This is a genomic window from Larsenimonas rhizosphaerae (genome assembly GCF_023700005.1).
GTDB classification, from domain to species: domain Bacteria; phylum Pseudomonadota; class Gammaproteobacteria; order Pseudomonadales; family Halomonadaceae; genus Larsenimonas; species Larsenimonas rhizosphaerae.
The window spans coordinates 769,366-794,259 of sequence record NZ_JAMLJK010000001.1 but is presented as its reverse complement, the minus strand read 5'-3'; the positions used below and the strand labels follow the sequence as shown (position 1 = coordinate 794,259).

The following is a 24,894-nucleotide window of genomic DNA, read 5'->3' as shown; positions in this document are numbered from 1 at the left end:
CCGTTTTCATTTTCCATGCCGTCGAATCCGGCCGACTCACTTCATGATGAGGGCGCTATCGCCCGCTTGATTGAAGACAACGGTGCGCCAGTGGGTACTTCCGGCTCATCCACGGCAAAGGTGGCACGTGACAGGCGCCGCACCCGCTTCATGAACAGGGCAATCGCAATCAGCGTTCCTGCTGCAGCAAAGACATAGCTGACCTCCAGCGACAGTCCGAAACCGATCGGGGCATATGCCATGTAGGTAAAGGTCGCCATCGTCATGAAAACAGCCGGAATCGAGGTCACCCAGTGCGGCTTTCGTGCCAGAACGAGATACATGGTGCCCACCCACAGGGCAATAACCGCCGTGGTCTGGTTCGCCCAGGAGAAGTAACGCCACAGTAGCGTGAAGTCGATGTGGGTCAAGGCATAGGACATTATAAACAGCGGTGCAGCAATCCAGATCCGCTTCGCTATCTTGCGCTGATCGATCTTGAGGTAATCGGCAATGATCATGCGTGCACTGCGGAAGGCCGTATCTCCGGAGGTAATCGGCAGTACGATAACGCCAAGAATGGCCAGTGTGCCGCCAATGGCACCCAGCATCTGGGTGGATACGGCACTCACCACGGCTGCCGGTCCGCCGGCTGCCAGTACCGCTGACAGGCTTTGCTCACCGTGGAACATGCTCATGGCGGCTGCAGCCCAGATCATGGCAATAATGCCTTCGGCAATCATCATGCCGTAAAAGATGCGTCGTCCGTTGCCTTCATTCTCGGTCGTGCGAGAAATGATGGGCGTCTGGGTTGCATGGAATCCGGACAGCGCGCCGCAGGAAATGGTTAAAAACAGCAGCGGGAAGATCGGCGCCCCTTCAGGGTGCATGTTCTGGAAGCTCAGCTCCGGAATAGGCGCCCCGGTAAAGACCAGACCAAGACCGATGCCCAGCGCACTGAACAGCAACAGCGCACCAAACCAGGGATAAATCCGCCCAATGATCTTGTCGATCGGCAACAGGGTGGCCAGCAGGTAATAGGCAAAGATCGCCAACAGGATCAGCGGTACATTGAACGATGTCAGGTTGGCCAGTAACGCTGCCGGTGAGGTCACGAATACGGTACCGACCAGCAGCAGCAGCAGGATCGCAAACCCGTTCACGATGTGCTTCATGGACTTGCCAAGAAACTTGCCCGCCAGCTGAGGCAGATGAGCACCATGATTGCGAATCGAGATCATGCCGGTCAGATAATCATGAACCGCACCGGCAAAGATACACCCGATCACGATCCATACAAACGCCACGGGGCCGTACAGCGCCCCCAGAATCGGCCCGAAAATCGGCCCGACGCCGGCAATGTTCAATAGCTGGATCAATGCATTACGCGGCGTTTTCATCGGCACGTAATCCACGTTGTCGCGCATGGTAAAGGCCGGCGTCTGACGCTGACGCTTGACGGCAAACACCCGCTCGATAAATACCCCGTAGGTAAAATACCCGAGGACCAGAAGCGCAATAGCTACCAGAAACGTGATCATGAACTCATCCTCGCAGGCCGCCCCGCACACACTTGTCGAAAGCGATACTGTTGTTACTGCAGCACAGGCATGAGGTCATGCCTAACGAAAGACGCCGCCCTGCATGGCGGCCTCTTCGGATACCCTACGCCTGGTGGTATGACAATACCGTTAGACGTTTGTCGACATCAGTTCACCGGAGCCAGTGTGGTCCTCAGCCAGCCCCCACACTGCTGAACCAGCTGATCTGCCAGTCGATGCTGCCCTACCCGCCGCATGAAGCCATGAATGACGCCATGATAGCGACTGGCAATCACTGTAACGCCGGCCTCGGCCATATGACGGGCATAGGCCTCCCCTTCATCCACCAGCGGATCGAACTCCGCCGTCACGACCAGCGCCGGTGGAAGTCCGGCCAGATCCGTCCGCTGGAGCAGGCCGACATGCTGATCAAGCGCCTGTTCCGGGGAGGTCAGATACTGTGCAACAAACCAGTCTCTGGCCTGTCGCGTCAGGCCATACCCGACGCCATGACGATCCAGCGAGTCAGTACCGGCCGCCGTGAAATCGGTCTGCGGATAGATCAGGCACTGTCCCATCAGGGCGGGCCCATCTTCATCCCGGGCTCGTAGTGCCGTCACGGCCGCCAGCTGCCCTCCGGCACTGTCACCGGCCACCGCCAGACGCTCGGCATCCCCTCCGTGTTGCGCCGCAGTGGCATGGACATGACGAAGCGCCGCCAGACAATCATTTGTCGCGGCGGGAAACGGTGCCTCAGGTGCCAGCCGGTATTCGACCGATACCACAATGGTTTTCGAGGCACGGCACAGGGCGCGGCACAGCGTGTCGTAATTATCGACGCTGCCAATCACAAACCCGCCACCATGAAAGAACGTGACGACCGGCAGTGAGGCCACTGAGCCATGTACCTGAGGGATGTACCAGCGAAGACCGATGCCGGCATCGGTCTCGCCGGATAGTGTCTCGTGGTCGATACGCGCCACGGGATACGTTGACCCCGGCAGGGTGCGACGGTTGTTTTCCGTATCAAGCCACTGACGCACATCACTGACCGAACCGGTCGAAAAATCAGGCAGGGGGTGCTGGGCGGCTTCTACCAGCCACGCATGAAACTGACGGTCAAGCGGCATGAGCTATCCTCGGTCAAAGGTAATATCACACAGCATAGTCGGTACGGCATGACAGGCCGCACCGTTCGAGGGACAATGCCCGGCTACATTTTCTGTCATGAGCGTTGCCATGTTATCGACATCCCGCCACTCGATCATTGCTGCCCCCGTCTGCGGCCTTGCCCTGGTACTGCTGAGCGGGTGCGATCGCCCGCCGGCATTGCATGTCGCAGAGGGTCAGGCACAGGGCACGAGCTACCACATCAAGTGGTGGAGCGAGGATCAAAGCGATGACAAGGCAATTGCCGGCGACATGTCCGACACGCTCAAGCGCATCGATCAGGCCATATCCACCTATCGCGATGATTCCTGGCTGGCTCGTTTCAACCAGGGAACCTCCACTGACTGGCAAAAGGCCCCCGGAAGCGTGCTGGCACTGCTGCACATTGCACGCGACGTCAATCGACAATCCGGCGGCTGTTATGACCCGACCATCGCGCCACTGTTTCGCCTGTGGGGCTTCCAGACCCATCAGTTTCATGTGCCGACCGATGCTGACATTTCAAGCGCGCTGACCCACACCGGCCTGCAGCACATCGAAGTCAATACCAATACCGGAGAAATTCGAAAGACACGTCCCGACCTGTCGCTGGATTTATCGTCCATGGGTGAGGGATACACCATCGAGCAACTCGCGGACGTATTGCAGCAGCACGGCATCACCAATTATCTGGTCGAGATGGGGGGAGACCTGTTTGCCAGAGGGCATAAACCGGACGGTAGCGCATGGCGGGTAGGTATTGAAAAGCCCCAACAGGGTGCGCCCGCCTCACAGCGGGCCTTTGATATCACTCAGCAGGATGGCGTATCGCTCAATACGTCCGGTACCTATCGTCGCCATTTTGATGAACAGGGCAAGACCTACGGCCACATCATTGATGCCCGTACCGGTCGACCTGTCACGCACCACCTGGTATCAGCCTCCGTGTTCGGTACGCGCCCGGCCCTTACCGATGCCTGGGCCACGACCCTGCTGTGCCTGGGGCCCAAGGAAGGGCTGGCCGCCGCCAATCAGCTGAACATGCCGGTGTATCTGGTCGAGAAGAAAGGCCAGACGCCGGTCACCCATGAAAGTAACGCGCTGAAGAACACGCCACTGGTCAGTGAAGTGACCGGCAACTGAGACGGCGGCTATTCGTGCTCGTGGGCGTAACGCATGAAGCCAACGATCCAGCGCGCCATGAGCGTATCGTCAATCTCGGCCAGCAGGGAATTCATTCCTGCACGATACACATTGCCAGGCAGGATATTCTGCTTCTGGTTCATCAGTGCCCCCCCACAGGCACGGGTAAACTCGGGATGCCCCTGAACGCTCAGGAAGCAGTCGTCATACTGCAGCATATAACTCGGACAGAAACTGCTTTCCGCCAGCACTTCGGCAGCAGCCGGCAACTCCACGACCTGATCGCGGTGACTGACGACCAGATCAAGCCCCTTCTGCCACGGCTCCATCCACGGCATCTGCATGGTCACCGCATTGAAGGATACACCGACGCCCCAGCCACGAGCGCTTTTCTCCACACGCCCTCCCAGGGCCTGGGCGATCAACTGATGGCCAAAGCAGATGCCTACCAGTGGCCGTCGGGCTACCCACAGGCAACGAACAAACTCCTCAAGGGGAGCAATCCAGTCATGGCCGTCATACACACTGGCCTTGCTGCCGGAAATCAGCCAGACATCGGCATCATCCAGTGAATCAGGCAGTTCATCTTCATGTATGCGCCAGGTTTCAAACGTGAGCGCCGGGTCGGCCTGTCGCAGCAGACGCTGATACATTTCGGGATAGTTGCCATGCTCCTTCGCAATGGCAGGCGAAATATCATCACATTGAAGTAAGCCGATATGCATTGTGTCTCCCGTTGGCCCTTGGTTATCTGATTACAACAACGGCCACGCCCTGTTTATATCAAGGCGTGGACGCCCCTCTCATCGCACCACTCTTAAAAAGAATGCGTTCGTTAATGAAGTTCGGATTCGGCACTGGCGATGGCTTCAAACTCCTCTTCCGGCGCCCGAGCCACAAGCCGCTTGCGGCTGTAAAGCCCGAAGTACGCCAGCATGATGGCGTAAAACAGTGCCGACCAGAGAGCTGCCTGAATACTGACTACAAAGGTGGATGCAAAGGCAATCAGGGCCAGCACCATGGCCACACCGGAGGTCAGCGTCCCGCCTGGGGTAACGTAGGGACGCTTGAGATCGGGCTCACGGCGGCGCAGCAGAATGTGTGACAGCATCATCATCGCGTAGGAGATCGTCGCTCCGAATACCGCCATGGTGATCATCAGATCACCCTCGCCGGTCAGCGAGAGCAGGAAGCCGATGATGCCGGGTACGATCAGTGCCATGGCCGGTGCCTTGCGTGCATTGGTCAGCGACAGTCCTCTGGGAAGATAGCCCGCGCGGGACAGGGCAAATACCTGCCGAGAGTAGCCAAAGATGATCGAGAAGAAAGAAGCGATCAGACCGGCGAGTCCGATCAGGTTTACAAAACCTGCCGCCCAGTTGCCCTCACCATACACCGCTGACAGGGCATCCACCAACGGCGCTGCCGAGGTACTCATGGCCTCGGCACCGGCGCCTCCTGGTGCCAGCAGCAGCACACTGGCAGCAAATACCAGCAGGATCAGCATGGCAGTAATAATCCCTCGCGGCATGTCGCGTCCGGGGTCACCGGCTTCCTCGGCGGCCAGAGGTACCCCTTCCACGGCCAGAAACAGCCACATCGCAAACGGCAGCGCACTCCACACGCCCATGAACCCGTGCGGCAGGAACATCGAGGCGCCTACCGTGGATTGATCCGGTGCAATATCAAACAGGTTATCGATACTGAAATGCGGCAGCATGCCAATGATAAATACCCCGATCGCCAGTACTGCCAGCGCCGTGATACCGATCATTATCTTGAGTGCCTCCCCGGCCCCCCATAAATGGATACCGACAAAAACAGCATAGAATGCAGCGTATACCAGAGGGCCATTCACACCGATCAATGACTCGACATACCCTCCGATAAAGATCGCTATTGCAGCGGGGGCGATGGCGTATTCAAGCAAAATGGCGGTGCCGGTGATGTATCCCCCCCAGGGACCCATCGCACGGCGGGCAAAACTATAGCCTCCCCCAGCCGTTGGCAGCGAAGAAGACAGCTCCGCCAGTGCAAACACCATGCCTGTGTACATGATCGCCATCAGCAGGGTGGCGATCAGCATCCCACCGAACCCTCCCGAGGCCAGCCCGAAATTCCAGCCGGCGAAGTCTCCTGAAATCACATAGGAAACCCCAAGGCCAGCCAGCAGTATCCACCCGGCAGCGCCGTGTTTCAGTTGCCGCTTGTCGAGGTAATCATCGCTGACGGATTGGTACCCCACGTCATGTCGTGATGCGTTGTGCTTGCTCATGATCTCACCTTGTTATTGTTGGCAGTGATGTGCATGTGTGCAGTGATGGATAGTGCAATATGCCGAAGCCCGGCTTTCTTCCCCGTTGTCATGCAACGAAAGTCGGGCTTTTTCATCATGCCGGGCCGGGTGAGTAGAAGCGAGGGTTCTTTCACTTGTGTGCACAAAAAAGGGAGACCTCATGGTCTCCCCTTTTGACATGGTCACGGCAGTGGCGGGTATCAACCGATATCAGGCATCCGCAACATCGCTTCGATGGGGCAGATCAGGGCCACGGCGCTGGCAGGTGACGGCAGCAGCACGGTGGGCAAACACCATCATGGCCCGAATCTGTTCCGGTACCAGTCCGGAGACACCTGCCGGTGTAGAGAGACGCTGCTCACTCAACCAGCACAGCAGCGCAGCCTGAAAGGTATCCCCAGCGCCAACCGCATCCACCACGTCAAGCGGCGTGATCGGCACACTGACAGGCGCATGATCATGCGTATAGGCCACTGCCCCATCGCCCCCCTGGGTCACGATGACAAGACCGCAGCGTTTGCTCAGGAAGGAACGAGCTACATCCTCGATTTCGCGCTCGGGGTACAACAGGTGCACGTCCTCATCACTGAGCTTGATCATGTTGGCATAAGATGCAAAGGCACTGACCTGCTGCTGCCAACGCTCAACGGAGGGCTCGATGGCCAGACGAATATTCGGATCAAGGGAGATCAGCCGCTGTTCTCCGGCGTGAGCGACCAGATCCAGCAGTGTATCAGCAGTAGGATCAACGACCAGCGAGTAGGACCCCAGGTGAATCCCTTCCACCTCATCGGACAACACCGGCAGATGGGCTCGAGTCAGACTGCGATCAGCCGCACGCTCGCCATAGAAGGCGTACCGTGGCGATCCATCGGAGCCCGGAGCCACCATGGCCAGCGTGGTTGGCGCATCCAGCCGCACGACATAGTCGGTATTGACGCCTTCCCTGGTCAGCACATCAAACAGCTTTTCGCCCAGAAAATCATCCGATACGCCGGTCATCAGTGCCGAGCTTCGAGACAGCCGGGACAGCCCGACGGCGACATTGAATGGCGAGCCACCAGCAATCGCCTTGAACGTCATTGACGCATGACCTGCTGCCTGGTCAGGCTCGACAAAAAAATCAAACAGGGCTTCGCCACAAATCAGGAACATCGTTTTTCCTTCTACGGTTTTTTACGGCTGAGCCGCATGACTGGAGATCAGGTAAACGTCCTGTCTCATCACTCTATTTCAAGCCCTGGCGGCAGACTGTCCGGCCACACCGGCTGGTCAGACTCCATTGAAGCGACCGGGTAGGCGCAGTAATCGGCAGCGTACCAGGCACTCGGGGCGTGGTTGCCGCTGTCGCCGACCCCGCCAAATGGTGCCTTGCTGCTGGCCCCGGTGGTCGGACGGTTCCAGTTGATGATACCGGCACGCACCTGCAGCAGTACGTTATCCCAGTCCGACGCCGTTCCGCCGATCAAGCCGGCGGCCAGCCCATAACGGGTTTGATTGGCAAGCTCGATGGCCTCATCCATGGTCTCGTAGCGCCTTACCTGCAGCAGGGGGCCAAAATACTCCTCATCCGGCACGGAGCAGCCGGTCACGTCGACAAGCCCGGGGCTCAAAAGGCTGGAGCCCTTTTCCAGCAAGGCAAGTCGTACCAGCACCTGCCCGCCAGCAGCCTGCAGTACCGCCTGAGCCTCAAGCAGGCCATGCGCTGCCTGGGACGAAACCAGCCCGGAATAAAAGGGTGATGGCTCCGAAAACGGTTCGGCCACACGCAGGGTCTTGAGGGTATTGATCAATAACTCGATCAACGCATCGCCCTGAGCGGTACGAGGGACCAGCAATCGTCGCGCACAGGTGCATCGCTGCCCGCCGGAAACATAGGCAGACTGGATGATGGCCAGTACGGCAGGCTCCAGCGCCTCAAGCTCGCCCACGATCAACGGGTTATTTCCACCCAGCTCCAGCGCCAGCACCTTGCTCATCTGCCCGGCCGACTGTGCATGCAACAGGGCACCGGTGCGAGCGCTACCGGTAAACAGGAGCCCGTCGACGCCCTGGTGCTGCGACAGGGCTCGCCCGGTATCTGCTCCCCCCTGTACCAGATTGATCACACCTGCCGGCAACCCCGCGGCCTCCCAGCACTGCATGACCAGATCTGCCGTGGCCGGCGTCAGCTCACTGGGTTTGAACACGACCGTATTGCCCGCCAGCAGCGCCGGTACAATATGCCCGTTGGGCAGGTGACCGGGGAAATTGTAAGGCCCGAATACGGCCATGACGCCATGAGGTCGATGGCGCACTACCTCCCGCATGGCACCGTTTTGTCGTTGCTGCTCTCCGGCTCGTGCTTCCTGTGACTGGCGGGATACCTCTATCTTGGCAATCATGGCGCTGACCTCCGTCAGCGACTCCCAGTAGGGCTTGCCGGTTTCACGAGCAATCAGGGTAGCCAGCGTCTCGTGATGACGTTCAAGAGAGGAGCGAAACCGCTCGATAATGGCCAGACGCTCGCTCAATGCACGGCGGGCCCACTCGGGAAAGGCCCGACGCGCAGCCGTGATGGCTTCATCCACCTGAGCCTCCGTGGCACTGTCACCCCGCCAGACAAGCCGCCCATCGACCGGGTCATGCTTCGCAATATTCTCACCCTCACCTGAACGCCACTGGCCATCTATCCAGAGTTGCTGCCTGACCGTCATCATCGCGCGTCTCCTGTTGGTATGTGTATCACGATGCAAGTATCCGAACCGTGTCGCCGGCCGATACACCTAACGCGGCCAGCTCTTCTTCCGTCAATGCCAGCGTTTCATCGGCGGGTGCATGGCTGGCCCAGATCACACGAAAGGCCTCGCACCCGGTGGAAGCGACCAGCGTGGACGGCCTTTCACTGACAGCTACCGTCTCACCGAGGGTGACAGTCACCAGTCGGCTCTGACAGACGCCCGCCACGTCATCCAGGTAGGATTCAACGGTCGGGCCGGCATCAAACAGATCGATGTACCCTTCCCACCGCAACCCTTCCCGGTTGAGCATTGCCAGGGCCGGACGCGTATTGTGGTGGACCTTGCCGATGCCTTCCTGCAGCTCTTCCGGCAGCAGCGATACGCAAATCGGATGCTTGGGCATCAATTCACCAATAAAGCTTTTCTCACCCAGCCCGGTCAGTCGGTCAGCCTCATGAAAATCCAGCGGTAGAAAATGACGGCCCAGATGCCGCCAGAATGGACTACTGCCATGTTCATCCAGTACGCCCCGCATTTCGGCAAACACCCGCTCAGGAAACAGTGCGCGATGTTGCGCCATGAACAGCCAGCGCGAGCGCGACAGCAGCACACCCAGCCGATCGCGCCGCCAGTCAGGGCGAAGGTAAAGTGAGCAGACTTCCGCATCACCGATATGATCAGACGACAGGGACAGTGTCTGCAGCACCCGATGCAGCCCGAGACGGGGCGATGAGTGACCAATTCGCCCGACCCGATAGCTGTAGAACGGCGCTTCAAGGCCTACACGCGCCTCAATGGCACAACAACCGGCGAGCGCCTGTTGCTCAACATCCTCGAGGACAAAGAAATAAAGGGCCGCTCCCTCGCTGGACGCCTGTTCAAAGGCGGCGCAGGACTGAGCGATCCGCTCGGCCAGAAAGTCACGATTATCCGGCAGGGAGGTAAACCCTGCACCGGTTTCAATGGCCATCTCATGCAACTGATCAAGATCATCAGGCCGTATGGGGCGAAGTATCATCACAGGCCATCCTCCAGCACCGCACGTACTGCCACACCTGCCGTCACGCCCAGCAGACTGGCCTGTTCAGGCGTCAGCACCACCTGCCCGGCAGGCGACATGGCGACATCCAGCACACTGCAGCGATAGCGCGCCAGGTCCTGTCCCGCCAGTAAAAGACGATGTGTCGGCGTGGTCTGGTGGGCAATGGTGACAGGAAGCCAGGTACCATTTTTGATGACGGAAACCGCCGATGGCCGGGCGGACAGCACCGGCCCTCCGTCCAGAATATCGACGTGACCGGAATCCTCGAAGCCTTCCTGATACCAGTCAGACAGGGCCTTGTGATGCGTTCGATGCGCGTGCGCCAGGCTCTCCCTGGCGGCATCACTCAATAACGACAGGTACAGGGGATACGGCGGCATCACCTCGGCAATGAAGCTCTTGGATTCAAGGCCGGCCTGGAAATTGATGTCCTGAAAATCACGCCCGAAGAAGTGTTTTCCGACGCTGTTCCAGAACGGGGAATGCCCGGCATCATCGATGACACCCGGAAGAGCCATGGTCAAACGATCGGCGAATCGCTCGGGCCACTGGGAGATCATCATCAACCGTGCCCGCCGCAGCAGACGCTGTGCCTTGAGGCGCTGGGTGTCATCCAGACGCGGCGACAGGGCCAGTGCGCATAACAGCGATGAGGAAGACAGCTCGTGGGTCAATGCAAGGATGGGCACTTCCACGCGCACATCCAGCTGGTGTGACGCATGAATCAGCTGCTCCTGACGGTACGTGTAATACGCCTCGCCTTCACCGGCCTTTACCCGCAGACTGGCCGTGCCCAGCAACGTACCGGTATGGGCATCCGCCAGCACCAGCATATGGCAGGCCTGAGCATCGGGGCCCTGCTCGATATCAAAGGCGCGCCGGGACGCCTGAACCCGCTGGTCCAGGCGCCGTTGATCCGGAGGAAGGTTGGTAAGGCGAGGAGAGGCATGCTCCGCCAGCGCGAGGATCCCGGGGACATCCTCACGCTCTGCCGGGCGCACTACCCAGGACATGCTGATCATGCCTTGAGAGTGGCCAGCGCACGATCAAGCCGTGCCATCCCTTCATTGACTTCCTCTTCGGAAATGATCAGGGACGGAGCAAATCGCAGCACATTGGGTCCCGCAACCAGCAGCATCAGCCCCTCCTTGATCGAGGCCGCCAGAATATCCCGCCCTCGGTCCCTGAAGTCTTCCGACAGCTCGGCACCAATCAACAGCCCCATGCCCCGTACTTCGCTGAACAGACCGCCGTGCTTCTCGCTCAGTTCTTCAAGGCGCTGGCGAAACAGGGCGTGACGGCTGGCCACGCCTTCAAGCACTTCCGGTGAGGAGATGGTTTCAACCGCCGCCAGGGCAACAGCACAGGCCAGCGGGTTACCGCCATAGGTAGACCCGTGTGTACCGGGCTGAAACACTGCTGCAATATCATTGGTCGTCAGTACCGCACCAATCGGGAAGCCACCTCCCAGTGCCTTGGCAGAAGTCAGAACATCCGGGGTAACACCATAATCCATGTAGGCATACAGGGACCCGCTACGCCCCATGCCGCTTTGTACTTCGTCAAAGACCAGCAGTGCATCGTGACGATCACACCGTTCCCTCAGCCCTTCCAGAAACGCCTGATTCGCAGGCATGACGCCACCTTCTCCCTGCACCGGTTCCACGATCACGGCACAGGTATCATCTCCTATCAGGGCATCCACACTGTCAAGGTCATTGAAGGTGGCGTGATGAATACCACCGGGAATCGGTCCGAAGCCTTCGGAATATTTTGGCTGCCCGCCAACGCTGACCGTAAACAGGGTACGGCCGTGGAATGACTGCCGGAAGGAAATGATCTTGTTCTTGTGCTCACCGAATTTCTCGAACGCGTAGCGACGCACCATCTTGAGCGCCGCTTCGTTGGCCTCGCCACCGGAGGAACAGAAAAAGACCTTTTCCGCAAAGGTGTTCTCTACCAGCATTCTGGCAAGTTTCAGCGCCGGTTCATTGGTATATACGTTGGAAAGATGCCAGACCTTATCGGCCTGCGCCTTCAGTGCGGCAAGCAGGGCCGGGTGCGCATGCCCCAGCCCGTTAACGGCAATGCCGCCAGCAAAGTCGATGTACTCGTGCCCTTCCTGATCCCATAGTCGGCTACCTTCCCCGCGGACCGGGATGACTCGCTGTGGTGAGTAATTCGGCACCATATAAAGGTCAAAATCTTCGCGAGTCGGCGTCCAGCTCATGGGGGTATCTCCGAAATCAGTCGTCATTAAAAAAAGGCCTTCAATGGCCTCCTTTATTTATACCCCTGAAGATGAGCTTATGAAACCTTGTGCAGCACGTTCAAGGCATTACGGAGACGAAAAATCGGGGATAAAACAATATCACGGACGACGCATGACGCCATTTTCCATCCGAATCAGCCATTCCTGCCACAGGCTCAATCGACTTGAACTTCCTACCTCACGCCCGTCGCGCTCCAGCTTGGACAGCCACATGTTACTGGCGTTGAAGCTGTAAACGGGCAGCAGGTCACTGCGCCGTGAGGCGGGTACGATGTTCTTGTCGATATTATCAAGCACCAGCGGCATGGCCGTGGCCGACTTCTGATAGGTCAGCACCATGTGGAACTGGTCGTAGGGAATATACTTGACGTAGTGCAGCCGCATTCGGCTGTCAGGCACCCCCAACTGAATCAGGGTGTAATACTTGGCCATGGCGAAGTCTTCACAATCCCCCGCTCCCCGCCCCAGAAACTCGACCGGTGTGGCCCAGTAGTCCTCTTCACCCCACACCACAATGTCATCCTTGAAGGCGGCGCGGTTATTGAAAAAGTCATTGGTAATACGCAGCTTTTTATCGATGCTCAGCGAGGCTGCCTTGCGCATCATCCGTTCCCAGGCAGTAACACGACTGACCGCCTGATTGCCATAAACGGCGCGGATGGAGGACTTTGCCGGCAGTACCGGCTCGGCCCCGACGGCGACAGGCATGATCACGCTCAATAGAGTCACTGTCAGGACTGCCATGAAACGCATGCCAATGCCTCGATTACGCCCTCATTCGAAGGCATGATGTCCCTGGCCGGGACAAAAAAGGCCCCAAATGCAGGGGCCCGCCACATTCAGTGACACAGTCAGTGCTCGTCCACCACGAGAGCCTCGACAGGCGCCAGGTAGCCCTGGAATCCGTCAGCACCGATATCGATGACCCGCTGACGCTGCTCTTCGGTTTCAACGCGGGTCACGATGACGCGCGCGTTGACCTGGTGCGCAGCCATGCACAGGCTTCGGAGCAGTTCGGTATCCACTTCCTCACGAACGAAGAAGGACTGATCAATCTTGACGTAGTCCGGTCGCAGCGACACCAGATACGGCATGATCTGAAGGTTGCGTGCAAACCGGTCAATGCCGGTACGGCCACCGAGCGCACGAACCTGATCACACAGTTTCTGGGTTGACGTCGGATGCTTGAGCACATCGGCTTCGGAAAGCTCGATATCCAGCCCGGCAGCAGTATGAGGGTGCTTCTCAAGCCAGCGCATGAAGCGCCCGAGGGCAACGGCATTTCCCAGCGTATCGACGGTCAGGTTCACCGCCAGCCTGTTGGTTAAACCTGCCCTGCGCCGGTCAATCCAGTCACAGACATACTCATCCAGACGGTTACCCATTCGGAAGTGGTAGACCACCGGCACAAAACTGCCGGCGGAATGTACCCGGTCCCCTTCCGGGAGGCGAAGATACACTTCCCGATGAAATTCCTCACCGTTGCTGAGCAGAACCGGCTGAGCGACAAAGGCGAAGGTATCATTATCGATGGCCTGTTCGACCAGCTGACGCCACTCACTGCGGTTGCGTTCACTGGCAGCAGACGCCTTGGGCGCCATTTCCCAGTCGACCTGACGTTCACGAGCCGCCTGAAGCGCCTTGTCCGCCGCCGCCAGCATGGTCATGCGTCGGGCGCCGGGTTCCTTGACCACAATCCCGGCGCGACACGCATCAAGCTGCTCATCGGAGAGCGGATTTGCATCAACTATCCGGTTCAGCAGCCCCATCAACTGCTCGAGGAACCGATAGCGCTCATCGTCGTCGGCATCCGGCAGCAGTGCTGCAAACTCATTGGCAGACAATCGGGCCGCATTGAGTGGTTCGTTATTAAGCCGCGCTGCACGCAATTGCTGCCCGATGGCCCGCACTGCGTTGTCCCGTGCCTCGAAACCGTCACGGCGATACAGGTCATCCAGCGCATCGACCTGCAGAATCATCAACGCGCCACCATCGGCCGAGGCCAGCCATTCTTCCATGACCCGCGCCAGATATGCCCGATTGCCCAGGTCGGATACCGCGTCCCGCTCGGCCATGGATTGAAGGCGACGCACCTGCTGCGCCTGTGCATCATATTGTTCCTTCAACCGTTGCCCGAGACGGTTGACGGCGGCAGTGATGCCCTGCAGTTCCTTGATACTGGTTGGTTTGAGGGGTTTGCTGAAGCCCTGAAGCTCCATCGCACTGATATGGCTCGACAGGTCATGCAATGGTGAAAGGAGCCACCGCAGCAGTACCGTACAGACCAGCACGGCAATCACGACGGCGATACTCAAAAAGCCAAACATCTTGAGGGCCAGGTACCAGAGCTGGTTATAAGCGGTATTGTTGTCAGCTTCGATGTAGATGGTTCCCAGCGGAGACCAGCCACCACTGATGTCACGCTCTCCTTCCTGCTCGGGCAGATCTATCATGCTCCGAAACAGGGAAGGCGCATCTTCCCTGACCTGTTGCTCGATCCTCAGTGGCTTGTCCCGACTCACGGCATCCAGATACATCCGCTTGACCGAACCGCCATCGAAGGTGGCACGCATCAGTGTTTCGGCACCCACCCAGTCACCCACCTCGACAAAGGGCACCAGTGACAGGCTGAGGGCCTGGGTCAGGTTAGCCACCTGATTACGTTGCTGCTGCTCAAGCACATCGCGCTTTTGCTGCACTTCGATGACGAAGACACCCGTTGAAAACAAAAGCAGCAATATGATGACTGCGCCAATCAGCCGACGATACAAGCTCATGCCACACTCCTTGACCTTGTCGAATACGACACGGGGGGTATTACCCTTGTTTCGGCCAGCTGACGTCCACCTTGAGGGTGTCCAGCAGTTGGCCCGTGGCTGACAGCAGGCGATAACGCGCGCGCATCAGGTCGGATTCAGCGCGCAACCTTGCCTGGCGCGACTGATAAAACTCGGTTTCACTATCCAGAAGATCCAGCAGTGAGCGGCGACCGATATCAAACTGCTTGCGGTAGTTGACCCGCGACTGCTTGCTGGATTCGACATGACGATCCAGATAAGGCATCTGACTACGAAGGTAGTCACGCGCATTCCAGGCCAGCCTCAGTTCATCACTGACCTCACGGCGGGCGCGATCGCTATCGTATTTCACTGCTTCAAGTGCATGGCTCTGCGAACGAAGCTCGGCCGCATCGATGCCACCACGGTACAGGCTATAGCGCATGACAAGCTCCGCACTCCAGTCATCATCGCTGACACCCTCGTAGTCATAATCCTCGGCCCATGAGCGACTGCCTTCCAGGCTGAACGTTGGCCAGAAGTCCCCCCGCTCGGCGTTGCGCTGATGCTGCTGGGAGCGTATTGATGCTTCAGCCGATAACAGCAGCGGATTATACTTGCGTGCCAGCGCCTGAATGCCCTTCAGGCTGTCCGGCAGTGCCGTCATGTCCGGCTCATCGGGCTCGACAAGCCGGGTGGGCGCCGCCCCTACGTAGCGTTGATAGGCCGACGCGGCATCGGCCAGATTATTCCGTGCCGCAATCAGGGTGGATTCAGCCTGAGCCAACCGCCCCTCCACCTGAGTGGCATCCGCCGTGGTACCGGCACCACTTTCAGCACGGCGCCGGATATCGGAGGCGGTATCCTGATGAATTTCGACATTACGTTCGGCCAGTTCAACCAGCTGCTGATTCAACAGCACGTTCAGGTAAGCCTCGACACTTGAAAGCGCCACGCTGTTGGCTGCTGCAGCCGCCTGAAGCTTCTGATAGTCGGCTTCGGTCCTGGCCTGACGAATGCGCTCGATGGTGGTATTGCCATCCCAGATCAGCTGGGTCAGCGTGATGGACGCGCGCTGATAGTCATGTGGCTTTGAATTGGCGCTGATGCCGTTGGTTTCGCTTTCAAACCGCCCACGGCCAGTGCGTGCCGTCACATCCACGGTCGGCAGATAGCCCCCCTTCGCGGCGCGGGCGTCGGCCTGCCGGGCTTCATACCGGGCAATTTCCGTACGGGTGATCGGGTTTTCATGTACCGCCTGAGATACAGCCTCTGCCAGCGTCTGTGCCTGAGCTGCCGGTGCCATGCAGAGCGCTGCCAGCCACCACCATTGTTTTTTCATTGGTACTGTCCCCTGATACCTTGTTTATCGTTCTCGAAGCGCGCCCTGACGCGCGCGCAAAATCGGTTTTAACAGGTACTGCAAAATGGTCTGTTCTCCGGTAATGATGTCCGCAGTCACCTGCATGCCAGGAATGATGGGCAATGGGTCAGCGTCACTGCCGAGATGATTGCCGTTGGTACGAATGCGTACCTGATAAAAACTGTTGCCTTCCTCGTCCTGTACCGTGTCAGGGCTGATGCGCTCGACCGTGCCGTTCAGCCCGCCGTAGATGGTGAAATCGTAGGCGCTTAACTTGATCGTGGCGGGTTGGCCTGGCTGTAGAAAACCGATATCCCGCGGCAGGACGCGAGCGTTAACCAGCAGCTTGTCTTCGATCGGGACGATTTCCATCAGGCTTTGGCCCGGCTCGATCACTCCACCAATGGTAGTAATGTTGATCGAACGCACCGTGCCATGTACCGGTGAGGTCACCAGGGTGCGGTCTACCCGATCCCGCAGGGAAGAGCGTCCCTGGCGCTGACTGTCCAGGGTGCCTCGCGCCTCACTGAGTGCATCAGCGCTTTTCACACGAAACTGCCGTGCCACATCCAGCCGGCGGCTGATGGCTTCTTCGAATTCCGACTGTTTGGCAGGAATGGCCAGCCGGGCTGACTCAAGGTCGCCGCGCAGGTCATTGACGTTACGCTGAATCTGTAAAAGATCGACCCGTGACACGACGCCTTCCCTGACCAGCGGCGCGGTAATGGAAAGTTCCTGACGAGCCAGCTGGTAACTACGGTTCAGGCTTGCCACACGCGCATCAAGTTCACGCAGTTCCTGCTGACGCTGGGTAATCTGCTCGCGACTCTGGGACAACTGGGAACGCAGCCCACCGATACGCTCACGATAAGCTGCAGAAGCACTCTGACTGAGTGATGGATTGGCAGCCCTGAATGCATCATCCAGCGCCAGGGGATGAAGCTCTAGGCTGACCTGACCCTGCCAGTCAGCGGCATCCGGGGTGATCACCACCGAGGCCAGTTCGGCTTCCAGCTGCGCAATGCGCGCATGCAGCCCTGAGAGGGTGGACTCCCGCTCCGCCAGATCCGCCCCGGCACGGGTATCATCAATGCGTGCCAACGGCTGGCCCGCGTCAACCACATCGCCTTCGCTGACCAGCAGGTCACGAATGATGCCCCCTTCCAGGTTCTGTATGGTTTGGAGTCGCGTGGAAGGTACGATTTCACCGGTGCCGCGCGTCACGACCTCGACCTGAGCCAGCGCAGCCCACCCCAGCGCCACGCCCATGAAAGCCAGCAAAAGCCAGATCAGAAACCGGGACTTCCAGGGCGTTGCCAGCAGCACGGCAGCGCTGGCATCGTCCAGATAGTGAATATCCTCACGCTCTATTACTGATTCCGTGTTACGCGCCATGTTGCCTCCCCGGCGCACTCGCGTCCGGACGTGCCGCTGTTCGGGCATTCAGGCGATTCAGAACCTCATCCTTCGGGCCATCTGCCATGATACGTCCGCCTTCCAGCACGATGACGCGCTCGGCAAGATCGAGCATGGCGCTTTTATGGGTAATCAGTATCAGCGTCTGGCTACGTGGCAACGTGGCCAGCATCTGCTTGAGACGGAACTCGGAGCGGTTATCCATATGAGCGGTTGGTTCATCCAGCAGCAGTAGCGGTGGCTGAGTGAGCAGGGCCCGCGCCAGCAACACTGCCTGCCGCTGACCACTCGAAAGCAGTCGCCCGCCTTCGCCTACCTGTCGATCCATCCCGTCAGGATCAAGACGAGTAAATTCCACTACACCCGACAGGGTGGCAGCACGCTGCACGGCTTCATCACTGGCGTAACGCTGGCCCAGCATGATGTTGTCGCGAATGGAGCCGAAAAACAGTGAGCCATCCTGACCGGCATGGCCGATATGCCGACGCACATCGGCGGGATGAAGCTGATTGATATCCAGACCATCTATTCGAAGGCTGCCGCTGGTCGCCTGATAGAGCCCGGACATCAGGCGATGCAGCGTACTTTTGCCTGCACCGATTCGGCCGATGATGGCCACGCGCTCACCGGGATTGATGCTGAAACTCAGATCACTCAGCACCTCAGGTGCATCAGGACCATAACGAAACCCAACATGGTCGAACTCGATGCGCATGTTCAGCCGTTCGCGGTGCACATAGTTTTTTTGTTCATCGACTTCTTCCGGCAGGGCCATGATCTGACTCAGGGAAGCCATGGCACTGCGTGTCTGTCCCAGTCGGGTAATCAGCATGGCGGTCTGCGACAGCGGCTGCAGGGCGCGGCCGGTCAGCATGACAGCAGCTATCAGTCCGCCCATGCTGAGCGAGGCATCACTGATCTGATATACCCCGAACAGAATCAGGGCCACGGTGGCCAGCTGGCTGATGCTCATGGTGAGCGAATTGACCGATGTCGTCAGGTTGCGGCTTCTGACACCCCAGCGGGCAATTTCACCCACTGCTCGTTCATAGGCACGCTGTGTTTCACCCTGGGCATTGGCAAGTTTCAGGCTTTCCATGCCGGCCACGCTTTCCACCAGACGAGCGTGGCGCTCGGTAGACAGCCGCGACCCCAGCTCGATGCTGCGCTTGAGCGGCCATTGAATGGCAATGCTGTAACCCAGGAGAATGATCAGGGCAATGATCGGCACCAGCACCAGTGGGCCCGCCACAATCCACACGATGACCAGAAAGAAAATGGCAAACGGCAGATCAATGAGCGTTGTCATGGTCAATGATGTGAAAAACTCGCGAATCGATTCGAATTCCTGCACATGCTTGACGTAGCCACCCACTGACGCCGGCCGCGACTCCATCCTCAGGTTCATGGTCTTGGCAAAGATTTTCGAGGACACCAGAATTTCGGACTTCTTGCCGGCCACATCCAGAAACCACGCCCTCACCTGTCGAACGATCAGATCGAACACCACGATGATGGCCATGCCGCTGGCCAGCACCCACAGGGTATTGAACGCCAGGTTCGGCACGACCTTGTCATAGACATTCATGACAAACAGCGGAGAAGCCAGTGCAAACAGGTTGACCAGAATGGAAGCGATGAACACATCGCGATAGATGGGTGCCGACAGACGAAGGGTGGACCAGAACCAGTGCCCTTCCGGCAATCTGGCCGTTTCGCGAGTACGCTCATCAAAGCGATGCTCACGCTTCAGGTAGACAACCCGCCCGGATGCTTCCTCCTGAAGCGCCTCCAGTGACAGCATCTCGGTGCCATCGGCTTCCGGCAGATAGACTTCGGCCTTGTCACTGGCTGAATCCACCGACAAAAGCACCACCGCCCTCTGATGCTTGAGCAGCACGATACATGGCATCAACAGGGAAGAAATGCGCGTTACCTGCTGATTGACCAGACGGGCCGATAACCCGGCCCGCTGTGCCGCTCGAGGTAACAGCGCCAGTGCCAGCCGCCCATCGCTCAGTGGCAACCCATCGCTGAGCACCGCCACCGAGCGGGGCACCCCGTAATATCGCGATAAAAAGGCCAGGGCATGGAGCAGGGGATCACGCTCACGCTCCCCGGTTGGCTCAGGCCGTAACGGCGTCGCTTCGTCTGCCAATGCTCCCCCTCAGGAATGGCGCAGGGTCCCTGCCCTACCCATCCATCTGTGTTTTAAGATTTCCGCCATCTACCATCTGCCGAAGGATTTCGGCATCGGAACCGCCCAGGCTGGTCAGGTCCGTGTTGTCTACAACGATTTTTTGCGTTGCGCCGCCGGAGGCCCCCTGCGGACTGACTTCGATCGTACTGCTGCCATCATCGCCGGACGTCACATGAAGGTATTGCGCCAGCAGGTCAGCATCCGCGCTATCGATATCCAGCATGTCGGAGAGGTCTATGACGTCCCCTTCGGTCAGGCTGAAGTCGGTAATATGATCTTCCGCCGGGGCGTCGCTGGTACCGTCATCGCCCTGCATCCAGGCGAAAATGTCAGCCCCGGTGCCACCGGTAAGAATATCGTTGCCGCTGCCCCCGATCAGAAGGTCATCCCCGCCCTGGCCAAACAGTAGATCGTCACCGGCACCGCCATTCAGAACATCATTGCCACCGCTGGTTTCACGAAAATCGACGGTGTCAGGGTTCGACTGAATGTACTCATGCAGCGCGCTCGTATCGAGACTGTCCGGATCACTGACCCCTGTCTGCTGCGCCACGTACTGCCTGAGGCCCTCAAGACCATCCGACTCACTGCCCGGAACATGGAAGCGATCACCGAACAGGATGTCATCACCCGCAGCTCCCAGCAGTGAATCGCCGGAAGGGGCTGCTTCCACATTGCCGGCAAGAATGGCATTGCCCAGCTCGGACGGGTCTACATTGGCCTGAACAACCCCATCGGAGTCGTAACCACTGAGCTGGTCTTCATTCAGGTAGGTCCCCATCCCGATGGTTTCGACCGTACTGACACTGCCAAGCAGCGCAAAGCTGCTGTCGGCATTGGCAATGGTTGTATCAGTGACGTACCCATCGCCAGCCAGATATGCCAGCTCATGACTGCCGGCACCATTGGGCTCTACAGTACCAATGGCTGTCCTTGTCCATCCAACGAGTAGAACCTCGCTATAGGCGTAAACAGTGCCATTGGCATCAATCACCTCGAACGTGCCAAAGGATGTCGACAGGTACACCGGCTGCCCGGGGACATAGCCTGACGCGTCAAAGGTATAATTCACATCGGAAGAGAGCGCTCTATCTACGGCCCTGAACGTATTGAATTCCTGGTTGTAATAGGTCGGTTCACCATCCGTGATGAAATACGTCAGATTCTGACCACTATTGGCAAGCACCACGTCACTCTGGAACCAGTTGGCGGCTGTCTTGAAGGCATCCTCATAGTTGGTACCGCCATCGTTCGACATGGCATCCAGTACGGTATCGAGCCGTGACAGCGCATCCGGGTCGGCAAGATCAAGGCTGATCGAACGCTCGACCCTGTGATCAAAGTCCGCAAGAAAGAGATTGACCGTACCGGCGGCCGGCGCATCGGCACTTTGCTTGAGCGTGGAAAAGGCACTCTTGAGTGCTGCACGCGCCTGATCGACCGATTCCGCGGACAGACTGCTCGAGGTATCCATCAGGATGGCAATATTGTAGTTTTGCCCCGCCACGAGCTTCATGCCGGCCGCATCACCGATCATGATGTCGTTGCCGCCGGTCCCGATCAGCGTATCCTCGCCTGGTGAGCCGGCCAGCTCACTGTAGCGCTCAATGCTTGCGCTGACGGCTGCACCCTCTGCCGTCGCGCCATTGGCAGCTTCCGTCACAACAGCTCGTGCCTGCACGCTGAAGGTATCGCCGGACAGTGGCACATTCAGCGTCAGCACCAGGCCCGACATGTCGGATCCATCCGGATTGGGAAGATACCAGTTACCACCTTCAAGCAACTGCGCCCCGCCGCCTTCGACCGTCACCCCATCGGGGATCCCGGACAGGGTGATGCCACTCAGGGCTTCGCTGCCATCGGTATCACTCAGCAACGCAGATACCGTCAGTTCGATGACGTCATACCCGCCCTCGGAGACGGTTGAGGAAGCCCCCTCAGGCAGCACCGTCGTACCATCCTCGAAAATCAGACCGCGAATATTGCTGAGACTGATGATGCTACCGGTCGACAACTCAACCAGCGTTCCCTCGTAACCCGAGCCTGTGAGGTATTCGCCCAGCAACACGTCATACAGTGAGTAATCACCAGCCAGGTAGAGGTAATCCTTGCCACCGCCGTCGATCGACAACAATGGCAACCCACCCTCCACCAGACTATTGAAATTGCCTTCAAGCACGATCACATCACTGTCGAGGGTATTACCTCCGCTGCCGGGTTCAAGCTCAAAGACACTGAACGGCCCCTTGACCACGTTGGCGCCGGATATGAGCCCGTTATCCACATTGATCACCGACGCACCATCGACAATGGAGATACTCTCGTTACGAACCGATTCCAGAGTCTCTCCCAGCACTGCCGAAACGACTGGCGCATCGGCCACTGACACCACGCCAATGGATGCCGTTGCCACCGACGTGCCTCCCTTTCCGTCGCTGACCAGATAATCGAACGAGGCCACCCCGGAAAAATTGCCATCGGGTGTAAACGTCACCGTGCCATCCTCATTGAGCTGAACAGCACCGTTGGTGGCACTGCCTACCCCGAGAATCGTCAACGCATCACCGTCAATATCGGTATCGTTGGCCAGAAGCGTCGAGGGCAACAGCGTCAGTGTCGTGTCTTCGGCCACCGTGAACGTGTCCGACGTCGCGATCGGTGCATCGTTGGTACCGTTGATGGTGATCGTTACCGTTTCGGTATCCCCACCCGCGGTGGTGACGGTAAAGCTCTCGATCTTATTCTCGCCGGCGCTCAGGGCCTGCACATCAGCATTCGCGTTATCAAGCGCGTAGGTCCAGATTCCGGTACTCAAAAGAGTGAATGTTCCGTATTGCCCCACCGTGCTGCCCTGGGGAACAAACGACGCCTCGCCTTGATCGGCATCGGTTACCGAGAGAATGCCGCTTGTTGAGAAAATCGCGTCTTCCTGAACGGTACCGGTCTGCACGCCGGTAATCTCGGCGGCGTCATCCGTGCCGTTGATCGTGACGGTAACGGTCTCGCGGTCACCACCGGCGGTGATGACGGTGAAGGTCTCGGTCAGTGTGTCGCCGTCGCCCAGGGCCTGAACGTCACCGTTGGTGTTGTCGAGCGTGTAGGACCAGTTGCCGCTCTCGTCGATGCCGAAGGTGCCGTAGCTGCCCGCAGTAGCGGTCTGCGGCTGGAAGCCGGCCTGGCCACTGTCGGTATCAGTGGCGGTCAGGGTGCCGGAGGTGGTGAGCGCGGTGTCTTCCGTCACGCTGCCGGTCTGCACGCCGGTAATCTCGGCGGCGTCATCCGTGCCGTTGATCGTGACGGTAACGGTCTCGCGGTCACCACCGGCGGTGATGACGGTGAAGGTCTCGGTCAGTGTGTCGCCGTCGCCCAGGGCCTGAACGTCACCGTTGGTGTTGTCGAGCGTGTAGGACCAGTTGCCGCTCTCGTCGATGCCGAAGGTGCCATAACTACCGGCCGTGTCAGTCTGCGGCTGGAAGCCGGCCTGGCCACTGTCGGTATCAGTGGCGGTCAGCACACCACTGGTGGTGAGCGCGGTGTCTTCCGTCACGCTGCCGGTCTGTACGCCGGTAATGACGGCGGCATCATCCGTGCCGTTGATCGTGACGGTAACGGTCTCGCGGTCACCACCGGCGGTGATGACGGTGAAGGTCTCGGTCAGCTGATCATTCTCGCCCAGGGCCTGGACATCACCGTTGGCGTTGTCGAGCGTGTAGGACCAGTTGCCGCTCTCGTCGATGCCGAAGCTGCCGTAGCTGCCCGCAGTAGCGGTCTGCGGCTGGAAGCCGGCCTGGCCACTGTCGGTATCAGTGGCGGTCAGGGTGCCGGAGGTGGTGAGCGCGGTGTCTTCCGTCACGCTGCCGGTCTGCACGCCGGTAATCTCGGCGGCGTCATCCGTGCCATTGATCGTGACGGTGACCGTCTCGCGATCCCCGCCGGCGGTGATGACGGTAAAGGTCTCGGTCAGCTGATCATTCTCGCCCAGGGCCTGGACATCACCGTTGGCGTTGTCGAGCTGATAGGACCAGTTGCCGCTCTCGTCGATGCCGAAGGTGCCATAACTACCGGCCGTGTCAGTCTGCGGCTGGAAGCCGGCCTGGCCACTGTCGGTATCGGTGGCGGTCAGGGTGCCGGAGGTGGTGAGCGCCGTATCTTCCGTCACGCTGCCGGTCTGCACGCCGGTAATCTCGGCGGCGTCATCCGTGCCGTTGATCGTGACGGTGACGGTCTCGCGATCCCCGCCCGCGGTGGTGACGGTGAAGGTCTCGGTCAGCTGATCATTCTCGCCCAGGGCCTGGACATCACCGTTGGCGTTGTCGAGCTGATAGGACCAGTTGCCGGCCTCGTCGAGCGCGAAGCTGCCGTAGCTGCCCGCAGTAGCGGTCTGCGGCTGGAAGCCGGACTGGCCACTGTCGGTATCGGTGGCGGTCAGGGTGCCGGAGGTGGTGAGCACGGTGTCTTCGGTCACGCTGCCGGTCTGTACGCCGGTGATCTCGGCGGCGTCATTGGTGCCGTTGATCGTGACGGTGACGGTCTCGTTGTCCCCGCCGACGGTGGTGACGGTGAAGGTCTCGGTCAGCTGATCATTCTCGCCCAGGGCCTGGACATCACCGTTGGTGTTGTCGAGCTGATAGGCCCAGTTGCCGGCCTCGTCGATGGCGAAGCTGCCGTAGCTGCCGGTGGTAGCGGTCTGCGGCTGGAAGCCGGCCTGGCCACTGTCGGTATCGGTGGCGGTCAGGGTGCCGGAGGTGGTCAGCACCGTATCTTCCGTCACGCTGCCGGTCTGCACGCCGGTAATCTCGGCGGCGTCATTGGTGCCATCGATCGTGACGGTGACGGTCTCGCTGTCGCCGCCGGCGGTGATGACGGTAAAGGTCTCGGTCAGCTGATCATTCTCGCCCAGGGCCTGAACGTCGCCGTTGGTGTTGTCGAGCTGATAGGACCAGTTGCCAGAGGCGTCGATGGCGAAGCTGCCGTAGCTGCCCGCGGTAGCGGTCTG

16 protein-coding genes are annotated in these 24,894 nt (G+C 59.1%); 1 reads left to right on the top strand and 15 read right to left on the bottom strand.

What is annotated here, in order from left to right; genetic code table 11:
• Nucleotides 1-41: 41 nt before the first annotated feature.
• The gene (locus NAT21_RS03525) at nt 42-1,520 is read right to left on the bottom strand and encodes a carbon starvation CstA family protein (protein ID WP_250935755.1); all 1,479 of its coding nucleotides are present in this window, start codon (nt 1,518-1,520) and stop codon (nt 42-44) included.
• A 167-nt stretch (nt 1,521-1,687) separates the two neighbouring features.
• Nucleotides 1,688-2,650 (bottom strand): alpha/beta hydrolase, encoded by a 963-nt coding sequence (locus tag NAT21_RS03520; RefSeq protein ID WP_250935753.1) that lies wholly within the window; start codon nt 2,648-2,650, stop codon nt 1,688-1,690.
• A 109-nt stretch (nt 2,651-2,759) separates the two neighbouring features.
• Between NAT21_RS03520 and NAT21_RS03515 the strand changes: the two genes are divergently transcribed.
• Nucleotides 2,760-3,812 carry an FAD:protein FMN transferase gene (locus NAT21_RS03515; RefSeq protein WP_250935751.1) on the top strand — a complete coding sequence of 351 codons (1,053 nt, stop codon included), beginning with the start codon at nt 2,760-2,762 and terminating at the stop codon, nt 3,810-3,812.
• 8 nt (nt 3,813-3,820) lie between these two features.
• On the opposite strand, the gene NAT21_RS03510 is transcribed toward NAT21_RS03515, so the two are convergent.
• From NAT21_RS03510 to NAT21_RS03450, 13 genes are all read right to left on the bottom strand, one after another.
• A complete protein-coding gene (locus NAT21_RS03510) occupies nt 3,821-4,537 on the bottom strand; it encodes a glutamine amidotransferase-related protein (RefSeq protein ID WP_250935748.1) in 717 nt (238 codons plus the stop codon).
• Between the two features lie 110 nt (nt 4,538-4,647).
• On the bottom strand, nt 4,648-6,087 hold the full coding sequence (gene eat / locus NAT21_RS03505) for an ethanolamine permease (RefSeq protein ID WP_250935746.1): 1,440 nt from the start codon (nt 6,085-6,087) through the stop codon (nt 4,648-4,650).
• A gap of 231 nt (nt 6,088-6,318) precedes the next feature.
• Nucleotides 6,319-7,263 carry a carbohydrate kinase family protein gene (locus NAT21_RS03500; protein ID WP_250935744.1) on the bottom strand — a complete coding sequence of 315 codons (945 nt, stop codon included), beginning with the start codon at nt 7,261-7,263 and terminating at the stop codon, nt 6,319-6,321.
• 68 nt (nt 7,264-7,331) lie between these two features.
• The gene (gene astD / locus NAT21_RS03495; protein WP_250937968.1) at nt 7,332-8,804 is read right to left on the bottom strand and encodes a succinylglutamate-semialdehyde dehydrogenase; all 1,473 of its coding nucleotides are present in this window, start codon (nt 8,802-8,804) and stop codon (nt 7,332-7,334) included.
• A 28-nt stretch (nt 8,805-8,832) separates the two neighbouring features.
• Nucleotides 8,833-9,846 carry an arginine N-succinyltransferase gene (gene astA / locus NAT21_RS03490; protein ID WP_250935743.1) on the bottom strand — a complete coding sequence of 338 codons (1,014 nt, stop codon included), beginning with the start codon at nt 9,844-9,846 and terminating at the stop codon, nt 8,833-8,835.
• Nucleotides 9,846-10,883, bottom strand: a complete 1,038-nt coding sequence (locus NAT21_RS03485; RefSeq protein ID WP_250935742.1) for an arginine N-succinyltransferase — start codon at nt 10,881-10,883, stop codon at nt 9,846-9,848. The genes astA and NAT21_RS03485 overlap by 1 nt, the downstream gene beginning before the upstream one ends.
• Nucleotides 10,884-10,888: 5 nt before the next feature.
• Nucleotides 10,889-12,100: an acetylornithine/succinyldiaminopimelate transaminase gene (locus NAT21_RS03480; RefSeq protein WP_250937967.1), complete on the bottom strand. Its 1,212-nt coding sequence runs from the start codon at nt 12,098-12,100 to the stop codon at nt 10,889-10,891.
• A 141-nt stretch (nt 12,101-12,241) separates the two neighbouring features.
• Nucleotides 12,242-12,850: a transglutaminase-like cysteine peptidase gene (locus NAT21_RS03475; RefSeq protein WP_250935741.1), complete on the bottom strand. Its 609-nt coding sequence runs from the start codon at nt 12,848-12,850 to the stop codon at nt 12,242-12,244.
• A 143-nt stretch (nt 12,851-12,993) separates the two neighbouring features.
• A complete protein-coding gene (locus tag NAT21_RS03470; protein WP_250935740.1) occupies nt 12,994-14,919 on the bottom strand; it encodes a bifunctional diguanylate cyclase/phosphodiesterase in 1,926 nt (641 codons plus the stop codon).
• Between the two features lie 40 nt (nt 14,920-14,959).
• Nucleotides 14,960-16,261, bottom strand: coding sequence for a TolC family outer membrane protein (locus tag NAT21_RS03465; protein WP_250935739.1), 1,302 nt, complete (start codon nt 16,259-16,261; stop codon nt 14,960-14,962).
• A gap of 24 nt (nt 16,262-16,285) precedes the next feature.
• Entirely contained in the window at nt 16,286-17,677 is a 1,392-nt protein-coding gene (locus NAT21_RS03460) for an HlyD family type I secretion periplasmic adaptor subunit (RefSeq protein WP_250935738.1), read from the bottom strand.
• Nucleotides 17,667-19,856 (bottom strand): type I secretion system permease/ATPase, encoded by a 2,190-nt coding sequence (locus tag NAT21_RS03455; protein ID WP_250935737.1) that lies wholly within the window; start codon nt 19,854-19,856, stop codon nt 17,667-17,669. Before NAT21_RS03455 ends, NAT21_RS03460 begins: the two co-directional genes overlap by 11 nt.
• A gap of 34 nt (nt 19,857-19,890) precedes the next feature.
• Nucleotides 19,891-24,894 (bottom strand): VCBS domain-containing protein (locus tag NAT21_RS03450; RefSeq protein WP_250935736.1); only part of this gene is annotated, 5,004 nt, incomplete at its 5' end.

Bases quoted from the DNA above. Each gene is read 5' to 3' on its own strand.
- NAT21_RS03470 (WP_250935740.1), bottom strand. From the start codon at position 14,919: ATGAGCTTGTATCGTCGGCTGATTGGCGCAGTCATCATATTGCTGCTT.
- NAT21_RS03465 (WP_250935739.1), bottom strand. From the start codon at position 16,261: ATGAAAAAACAATGGTGGTGGCTGGCAGCGCTCTGCATGGCACCGGCA.
- eat (WP_250935746.1), bottom strand. From the start codon at position 6,087: ATGAGCAAGCACAACGCATCACGACATGACGTGGGGTACCAATCCGTC.
- NAT21_RS03475 (WP_250935741.1), bottom strand. From the start codon at position 12,850: ATGCCTGTCGCCGTCGGGGCCGAGCCGGTACTGCCGGCAAAGTCCTCC.
- NAT21_RS03500 (WP_250935744.1), bottom strand. From the start codon at position 7,263: ATGTTCCTGATTTGTGGCGAAGCCCTGTTTGATTTTTTTGTCGAGCCT.
- astD (WP_250937968.1), bottom strand. From the start codon at position 8,804: ATGACGGTCAGGCAGCAACTCTGGATAGATGGCCAGTGGCGTTCAGGT.
- NAT21_RS03515 (WP_250935751.1), top strand. From the start codon at position 2,760: ATGTTATCGACATCCCGCCACTCGATCATTGCTGCCCCCGTCTGCGGC.
- NAT21_RS03480 (WP_250937967.1), bottom strand. From the start codon at position 12,100: ATGAGCTGGACGCCGACTCGCGAAGATTTTGACCTTTATATGGTGCCG.
- NAT21_RS03510 (WP_250935748.1), bottom strand. From the start codon at position 4,537: ATGCATATCGGCTTACTTCAATGTGATGATATTTCGCCTGCCATTGCG.
- NAT21_RS03485 (WP_250935742.1), bottom strand. From the start codon at position 10,883: ATGTCCTGGGTAGTGCGCCCGGCAGAGCGTGAGGATGTCCCCGGGATC.
- astA (WP_250935743.1), bottom strand. From the start codon at position 9,846: ATGATACTTCGCCCCATACGGCCTGATGATCTTGATCAGTTGCATGAG.
- NAT21_RS03520 (WP_250935753.1), bottom strand. From the start codon at position 2,650: ATGCCGCTTGACCGTCAGTTTCATGCGTGGCTGGTAGAAGCCGCCCAG.
- NAT21_RS03460 (WP_250935738.1), bottom strand. From the start codon at position 17,677: ATGGCGCGTAACACGGAATCAGTAATAGAGCGTGAGGATATTCACTAT.
- NAT21_RS03525 (WP_250935755.1), bottom strand. From the start codon at position 1,520: ATGATCACGTTTCTGGTAGCTATTGCGCTTCTGGTCCTCGGGTATTTT.